The following is an 8,390-nucleotide window of genomic DNA, read 5'->3' on the forward strand; positions in this document are numbered from 1 at the left end:
GGAACCGGTCCGACCCGGTCCGCCCTGCCCGGTCCGCCCTGCCCGGCCCGCCCTGTCCGGACAGGGTCCGAGAGCTTCCGGCGGGGAGGTGCGGCTCCGTCGGGGCGGCCGAGCCGGGTCGGGCGGGACGGCACGTTGCTCGGGAGCGCGGCGAGCCGGAACCAGACGTGCCGGCTCGCCCGCACATTTCCACGTCTCGCCCACGTGTCGCCGCGCCTCACCCACGTTGTCGCGACGCCTCGCCTATGTGTCGCCACGCCTCGCCCACGTGTCGCCGCGCCTCGCCCCCACCGCTCAAGCCGAGATGCCGTGCCGCCGTCCCGCGAAGTCGTCCCAGTGGTAGGGGAACTGCCGTTCCAGGCGTTCGGCCTCGGCCTCCTCGCGGCCGTACAGCAGGCCCCACGTGAACGCGCTCTCACCCGCCGCGTTGGCGGCGATGGCGAGCCGGCGCAGGGCCCTGCGCGTCTGCACGCTGTCCTGGTGCGCCCCGAGGAGGTTTTGCAGATCCTTCGCGTGCTTGGCGAGCCGCTTCGCCGGCTTGCCGAACGCGGGGCGGGTGGCCTCACCCGCGTAGCGAACCCGCTTGGCGGCCTTGCGTGCCTCGTGCAGCGCACGGTCGCGGTCGCGGCCGGGGTCGGCGGCCAGGGCGGTACGGGCCCGCTTGGCCAACCGGCGATCGGTGCGGTGGACGGCTTTGGCGGCGGGTTTGCGCGCCGGTTTCGCGGCCTCGCGGGTGAACGGCGGGTCGGCGACGAACGCGTCGAGCGCGGTGAGCAGCGCGAAATAGCGGGCGCCGTCCAGCTCGGTGAGCACGCGGGCCCGGGCGTCGGTGCGCTCGCGCGCGTCCCACGACGTCAGCCGGGCCACGACCGGACCGAGCACGGACTCGGTCGGCAACTCGTCGATTCGCGCGCGCAGCCGCGCGGCCAGCACCTCGTGGTCCCTGGCGGTGCCCAACTCACCGGCCAGCCACTTGAGTTCCGCGCCGAGCGGCCGGGCGCGGCCCTGGTCGAACACGCGCGAGAACACCCGCAGCGCGCTGCGCAGCCGGCGCGTGGCCACCCGCATCCGGTGCACCGCGTCCTCCTCGTCCAGCCGCACGCGCGGGTCGTAGGCCGTGATCGCGTCGATCTGCTCCCGCACGTACGCGAGCGCGAGGCCGCCGGCGGTCGCGGGGGAGCGGTCCGGGGCACGCCCGGCCGGGGTGTGGCCCGCCTCGGCGAGCGCGTGGGCGAGCTTCGACGGCGCGTCGGACCGCCGCCAACCGCCCTTCGCCAGCCGCGCGTCCAACGCGTCGAGCAGCTTGGGGCCACCCTCGACGAGTTCCACCTCGACCTCGGACCAGAACGACGTCCCGGGAGCCGTCTCACCGAGCACCTGGGCGGTCACCGCGTCCCGCGCGATCTCGGCCAGCACCCGATCCTCGTCTCCCCGGCGGGCAAGCGACACCTCGCGCACGGTCCGCAGCCGTACGATCGGCTCCAGCGCGGCTCCGCGCGTCAACGCCCTGACCCGAAGGGCGAGTTGCGCCGGTACCGCGGCACCGTCGGGCGTCGCGGCGGCCCGCACCTCGTCCCGCGCGTCGGCCCCCGCGGGCAGCTTCAGGTGCCACCCGGCGTCCGACCCACCCACGCGTCGCCGCAGCGTGACACCGTGCCCGGCCAGCACCAGATCGGCGGTGTCGTAGTACACGGCGTCGAGCTCGACCGTCTCCCCGGCGCCGACCCGCAGACCCTTGGTCACGCCGGTGAAGTCCGGGAGATCGACCCCCTCGGCCGCCTCGTACTTGCGCTCGACCTCGCGCACGACCTCGGCCGTGTCGGACACCCGTTCGTTGCGATCCATGTCCTACGGGTTCCCGATCGACGCGCCCTGACACGGCCACCCCCGGCTCGGTGCGCCCGGGCCCGCTCGGCCGGGCGCGGACATCGGGCTACCGGGGCAGCGATATCAGCGCCGCCAAAAGGCCCAGCGCGGCCTCTCGCGAGAGTTCGTCGTGATAGCGCTCGTTGCGAAAGCCCCGCAGGCAGCCGTAGCAACTCGTCTCCACTCCGCACTCGCAGCCCAGGATCCGGCCGGCGGCGGCGCGCACCACCGCGACCAGGTTGTCACCGATGCGCAGGACGTTGCCCGCGCCGCCGGGCGTGGTGTCGAACAGCACCAGCGACGGGGCACCGTCCGCGCCGCGATGTACCGTTCCGTCGATGTCGTCCCGGCTGATCTCCAGCTCGGCCGAAGCCCCCTCCAACAATGCGTACACCGCCGAACGCAGCATTCCCGGCGTCGCGGTCATCGAGGTCAGCGGGTCGAAGCGCAGCTCCACGAAATCCGTTTCGTAGCGATGCGCGAGCGACGCACGCGACAACCGGCCACCGCACGACCCGTCCCGCAGCAGATGCGGGTGCTCGTTCGCAACCCGCGCGCCGGTGACCGGCGTGCCCCACCCGCACCACTGGCACAGGTGGTACCCGGCGCCGGTCGGCCCCTCGCCGACCACCACGAACCGCCCGCGAGCCCCCGCCCGCCAGGACAGCTCCCCGCCGCCGGGGAAGGACGCGACCCCCTCCCGGACGTCGGCGCGCGAGTCGACGATGTAGGTCGCGCCGTTCCACGACCGGCGCGGCGGCTGCCCCGAACCCTGCCGATCGCTCGACGACGCGACGAAGCCGTAGGTCGGCTCGACGTACGTGCGCGGCGCGCGCGTGCCCGCGGTCCGGCACGCCGGACAGACCGGGTCCGGCGTGTCGATCGCCTCGCGATAGTGGCCGCACGTGTCGCAGACCACGTAATGGCGGGCGAGCAGGTCCCGGCCCGGCAGCCGGTACACCCCGCCCGAGGTCCAGCGCCGCCCGCCCGCCACGATCTGCGCCCCCGGCGCGTACTCGTGTACGGCCATGCTCAGATCACGGGTCAACTCCAGGTGCCGCCCGATCTCGCCCGGAACCCGATGGGTACGCAACTCGACGTTGTCCACCGGGAAGCCGTACTTGGGCAGCACGTTGTGGTTGGCCAGATAGCCGATCAGATCACGCCCGCACAGCGTCTTGAGGACCCGATTGCACTGCTCGGCGAGCATGAACCTGCGCTCGGCGCTCGCCTGATCCCGCTTGAGCTCGAACGCGGCGACATCCTCGGCGAGTTCCAGCCCGGCGTCCTCGACCAGCCGCAGGAGCTGCGCCCGCCACAGGTCGTCGTCCACGCCCAGTTCGGCGCGCACGGCCGGTGGCAGTACGGCGTCCAGGCTCGCGCGGATCCCCGCCGGCATCGGCGTCAGGAACGGCGCGAGTCGGCTCGCGGGGACCACGTGGTCGGCGGGGGCGTGCTCCGGCGACAGGAAGAACTCGCCCGCGCTGCGCCAGATACTGCCGTGGCGGTCCTTCATGGCCCGCAGGAAGGCGGCGATCGCGACCGAGTGCGCGTGCCGTCGGGCGATCCGCACGTTCTCCAGCGGCACGACCGGCGCCCGGGTCTCGCCCGCGATCATCCGCTCGGGCTCGGCGAAGCGGGACAGGTCGTGGGATCGGCGCTGCGCGTAGGTCACCACGAGCGCGGCCGCGTCCGAGCGGCGGCCCGCGCGCCCGGCCCGCTGGACGTAGTTCGCGGTGGACGGCGGCATGTTGCGAAGCATGACCGCCTGCAACTCGCCTACGTCAACGCCCAGTTCGAACGTGGTGGAGCACGACAGCGCGTTGATCGCGCCGTGCACGAACGCGTTCTGGATCTCGGCGGCCTTCTCGCCGGTCCATTGCGCGGTGTGTTCTTGGACCGTCATCGGCACCGGAGCGCCCGACAGGTAGAGCGTGCGGAAGTGGTCCCGCTCGTGCGCCGCGTTCGGCCGACACCACGGCCGCAGCGTGCCCGTACAGCGCGTGGTGGTGCACACGCCCAGGACGGACACCGCGCTGATCCGCCGGCAGCGGTCGCAGCGGAACAACTCCTCGTCCTCGGCGACCGGCCGCAGGCGCAGGCGACGGTGGTCGATGCGACTCACGGTCCCGAGCCGGGGCAGGGTCTGCGACGCGATCCAGGACTGCGGGCTCGACCGCTCGTCGGCCGCGCCGTGCAGCGCCGGAACCAGGTCCTCCCACAGTCGGGCCAACAGCGCCTTGGCGTCGGTGTCCGAGCCCAGTGCGGCCAACACCCGCGCGAGGTAGTCCGCGCGACGGTTGACGCCGGTCGTCGGGGACCAGCTCAGTACCTTCTTCGCGCGCTCCGAGCGCATGCCGCGCACGAACACCGGGCCGCGGCGCGGCGCGAACGCCACATCGTCGGCATCGACGTCCTCGGGCATGTCCACCGCACCCTGGGTGCGCAGAGTGCGCAGCAATTCCTCGACCAGCGAGCGGCTCAGGATCGGATCCAGGCCCAGCCGGGTGAGCGAGGGTGGCTGCCGCCACCGCGCGTCGTGGGTGTGACCGACGCGCAACAGGCCCACGCCTTCGAGGGATTGCCGGTCGTCGTAGCCCAGCACCTCCTGCATGAGCCACAGCGAGACTTGGCGGCGGCGGGCCGAGCGCGACGTGTCGTCGGTGAACATCCTGGCCCGCCGGGCCTGGCGCTCGGTCAGGTGGACGATGTCCTCGATCGGCGCCGGTTCGGTCCCCTCCTCGCGCGCCCAGTCCGCGAGGCCCAGCATCAGCAACCGGCGTTGGACCAGGCGCTGATGGGTGTCCTCCAGGAACGGAGCGAAGTACGCGGCGGCCTGTCGGCTGTCACTGAAGAACAGCAACTTGCGTCCCTGGCCCGGCCGATCGGCGGCGGCGCCGTCGGTGTCCGGGGGCAGCGACCGATACAACGCGGTGCCCAGGACCGAGGCCGCCGCCTCGCGTCCACTCTCCAGGAGCCGGATCAGCCCGTTGCCGCGGCCACCGCACGCCGCACAACTGCCGAGCGAGGCGGCGGAGGAGTCGACCAACCGCACGGGGCGCAGCAGACCGTCGTGGCACGCCGGCGCCGAGCACGCGATCACGTTGTCCCGGTGCAGGGCCCCGCAGCGGGTACACAGCAGCCGCCACGACGTGTCGACGGCCTTGCCGTCCTCCATCAGGTCGTCGTCCTCGTCGTGCCCGGCCTGCGCGGCGCGACCGGCCTCGGCGTCGTCCAGGAGCAGCCAGGTCCGTTTGTGCGAGCCTCCGTCACGCCACGGGATGTGCCGGGTCAGGCCGTCGACGGAGTCGAGCGCGCCGTGCAGGTGTACCGCGCCGCAGCGGCGGCAGCCCGCGAGTTCGAAGACCACCCGCTTGCACCGGTCGCACCGTTCGCGCCGGTTGAGGCCCAGATGCGGCGGGTCCTCGGGTCGGTGGTCGGCCCCGGCGTCGCCGCCGCCCAGACACGCGAACGCGCCCTCGGTGGCCCGGGCGAACACGTGGAAGCGGGCGGACAACACCGGTGACCCGTCGGCGTCCCCGATCCGGCCCGCCGCGCGGATCAGCGAGGTCAGGGCCGCCGGGGACGCGTCGGCGTCGAGGTCGGGGAAGACCTGTGCGGCCACCTCGACCAGCGGCCGGGGCCCTTGGTCCAGCGCGTCGCGCAAGGCGGTCAACCGTGACTCGGCGCGAAACGCGGTCGCGGCGTCGGCCGACCCGGGCCGGCCGTGCGCGGCGGCCCGGCGCAACAACTCGGCGGCCGGATCGGGCGCCGCCTCGATCTCGGCGTACGCGCCGGTCGGCAGCGGGCCCCACGCCGGGTGCGACGGGTACGCGGGTTTGGTCGCGACCACCAAGTCCTGCTCGTCGGGGTCGTCCGGGTTCCACGCGAACGGCACCCCGAACAGGGCGCTCGCGAAAGCGGTCACCGCCGCCGGGTCGCGGTCCGCCCCCACCGTGGCGCTCGTCGCGATCGCGCGCAGGCGCCCGGAGCCGCCCACCCGATCGCGCAGTCGCCGTAGCAGCAACGCGAGTTCGGCGCCCTTCGCGCCGTCGTACACGTGTGCCTCGTCGACCACCACGAACTGCCAGTGGCCACCGTGCGGGCCGGTGAACAGGTCCATGTCCTGCGGGCGAAGCAGCAGGTATTCGAGCATCGCGTAGTTGGTGAGCAGCAGGTGCGGCGGCGTGCGGCGCATCTCCTCGCGGCTGAGCAGTTCGTTCGGCAGACGCGGTTCGCCGGGGTTCAACTGGTGAAAGGCGTCCGACGCGCGCCGCGCGTCGGTGTGCGTGTCACCCGTGTAGCGGCCGAAGGTGATCTCCGGTGAGCCGGCGAGCACCCGACGCAGCCGCTTCATCTGGTCGTTGGCGAGCGCGTTCATCGGATACAGGAGCAGCGCGCGCACCCCGGGGCCCAGCCGACCGGCGTCCTGTTCGCGGGTGAGCCGATCGAGGATCGGCAACAGGAAGCTCTCGGTCTTGCCCGACCCGGTGCCGGTGGCGACCACCAGATTTCGGCCCGCGGCGGCCTTGCGCAGTGCCTGCTCCTGATGCCGGTACAGCGGCCGATCGGCGGGCAGCGCGGGGCCGGTCAGCTTCATGAACGGCTGCCCGACGAGCCCTTCGTGGGCCAACTCGTCGAGTGTCGCGCCCGGAGCGTAGGCGGGCGTGGCCTCCAGGAGAGGGCCCTTGGTCAGGATGGGGCTCGTGTCGATCGCCCGGTCGAGAGCCGCGGCAAGGGCCGGGTCGCGCAGTGGAAGCAACGAGCGCAGATAGCGCCGGTAGGCCCCGGTGATGTCGGCGGCGGCGGACAACGGATCGAAGCCGGTCACAAGTCTCGTTCCTCCCGGTCGGCGGCAAGGCACGGTGGTTTGCGGTCGGTCACGAGAATCGTTCCTCCCGGTCGTGGGCCGCGGGGCCGGAGCGGATCACTCGTGCGCCTGGAAGCCCGCGAGGGTGAACTCGGCCAATTCGATGTCCTGGGCGGCGAGTTTGGGGGCGGACCGCGCGACCCATGCCCACGCGTCGCGCAGTCCGCGCTCCAGGGGCACGGCCGCACCACCGTGTTGGGCCGCCTGACGGGCCACCAGCGCACAGCCGAGGGACAGCGCGGGCACCAACTGCCACTGGGTGCGGCGATTCGTGCTCGTGGGCCGGTCCCGAAGCGCGATCGCGGCGCGCAGTTCGCTCAGGCGCGGATCGGCGACGTACACCAGGACCGCGTCGAGGTACTCGGCCAGATCGTACGGGGCCTCGCGCAGCGCCTCGCGTGCGGTGAACGCCTCCAGTACGGCCAGGAATCGGGTGTCGGCGTCCAGCGGCCACGCCGGAATCGGGTTCATGTCCCGCACGATGGCGTCCAGTTGGCCCGGCGGCAGCGCCTCCATCCGCTCGGGGTGCTCGCCGAAGCCACTGTCCTGGGGATCGGGCAGCGCTCCACCGGCCAACAACACGCGGGCGGTGGGACCGCAGCGACGGTCGACCTGGGCCAGCAGGGCGTGTTCGTCCGGATCCAGTTCATCGGGGTCCCACAAGGCGTGGCCCGACAGGTAGGGCAGTAGCGGGCTGGTCAACAACAGCGCGGCCAGCGGCGCGGTCTCCCAAACCCGCAACACCCGCTGCGGCGCGGGCATTTCCCGGAAACGGTGCGCGGCGAGGCCGGACCGGATCAGCGGCACGACGAGTTCGTCCGCGGCCAGCCCCGTCCGGGAGGCCGCGATCAGCGCGAGCGCCGGATCGGTGCCCAGCGACTCGGCGCATCGCGTCGGTGCGTCGGGGCGGCGCGGCGGCGCGGGTCGGGCGGCGGCTGCCCACAGATACGGAAAGGCGGCGCTGTCGGTGGGGGCGTCGGCGTGTCCGGCCAGATGTGCCACGACGGACCGCTCGACCGCGTCCGCCGGTGTGGGGGTGCCCGAACCCGCGGCCACGGCCAGGGTCACGGTGTCCACGTCGCCGCCGATCCGCGCGACGCGGCGGGTCGTGTCCGTCGTGCCCGCGGGCCGCACGGTCACGGTCAGCGGTCCTGCGAACCGCAGCGCGGGTTCGAGGGAGAACTCGTCCGTGTCCGGGTCCAGGGTGACCCGTTGCGGCGCGAACCACGGGGCCAGCACCGTGTGTACGAGGACATCCACGGGGCCGCCGCGCCGTCGGCCGAGGAGTTCGACCACGACGCCGTCGCACGCCGTGGAGGCGACCACGGGCACGTCCCGGATCAGTGCGACCGGTGCGCGCCGGCCCGGGAGTTCGAGGTAGACGTTCAGGTCGTCGTGGCTGCGCAGCGTGTCGGTGAGGGCGCCGAGGTGGACATGGTGGAGTTCCCGTACGCCCTCGGATCCGCACGCGAGCTGTTGGATCGGGCTCTCCGGGCCGAAACCGGCGACGAACCCCGGGGCGCCACCGGCCGCTTCCGCGGCGACGGCCGGCAGGCGCAGGTCCAGCCAGGTGTCGGCACCGATCTCGGCCGGAGTGAGGTCGAGGGGCACGACGCCCCACTGGCCGGTCCGGTTCGGAGTGCGTTTGCGCACG

Annotated in this window: 2 protein-coding genes and 1 pseudogene; all 3 read right to left on the bottom strand. The window is 73.3% G+C overall.

Annotated elements, in window-relative coordinates:
* Positions 1-294: 294 nt before the first annotated feature.
* Positions 295-1,845 (bottom strand): CYTH and CHAD domain-containing protein, encoded by a 1,551-nt coding sequence (locus GT354_RS24250; RefSeq protein ID WP_161358495.1) that lies wholly within the window; start codon positions 1,843-1,845, stop codon positions 295-297.
* Between the two features lie 88 nt (positions 1,846-1,933).
* Complete coding sequence (locus tag GT354_RS24255) at positions 1,934-6,697, bottom strand: DEAD/DEAH box helicase (RefSeq protein ID WP_161358496.1); 4,764 nt, start codon at positions 6,695-6,697, stop codon at positions 1,934-1,936.
* 96 nt (positions 6,698-6,793) lie between these two features.
* Positions 6,794-8,390: pseudogene (locus GT354_RS24260) on the bottom strand (hypothetical protein); the annotation flags it as partial.

The organism is Streptomyces sp. SID3343 (genome assembly GCF_009865215.1).
Classification (GTDB): domain Bacteria; phylum Actinomycetota; class Actinomycetes; order Streptomycetales; family Streptomycetaceae; genus Embleya.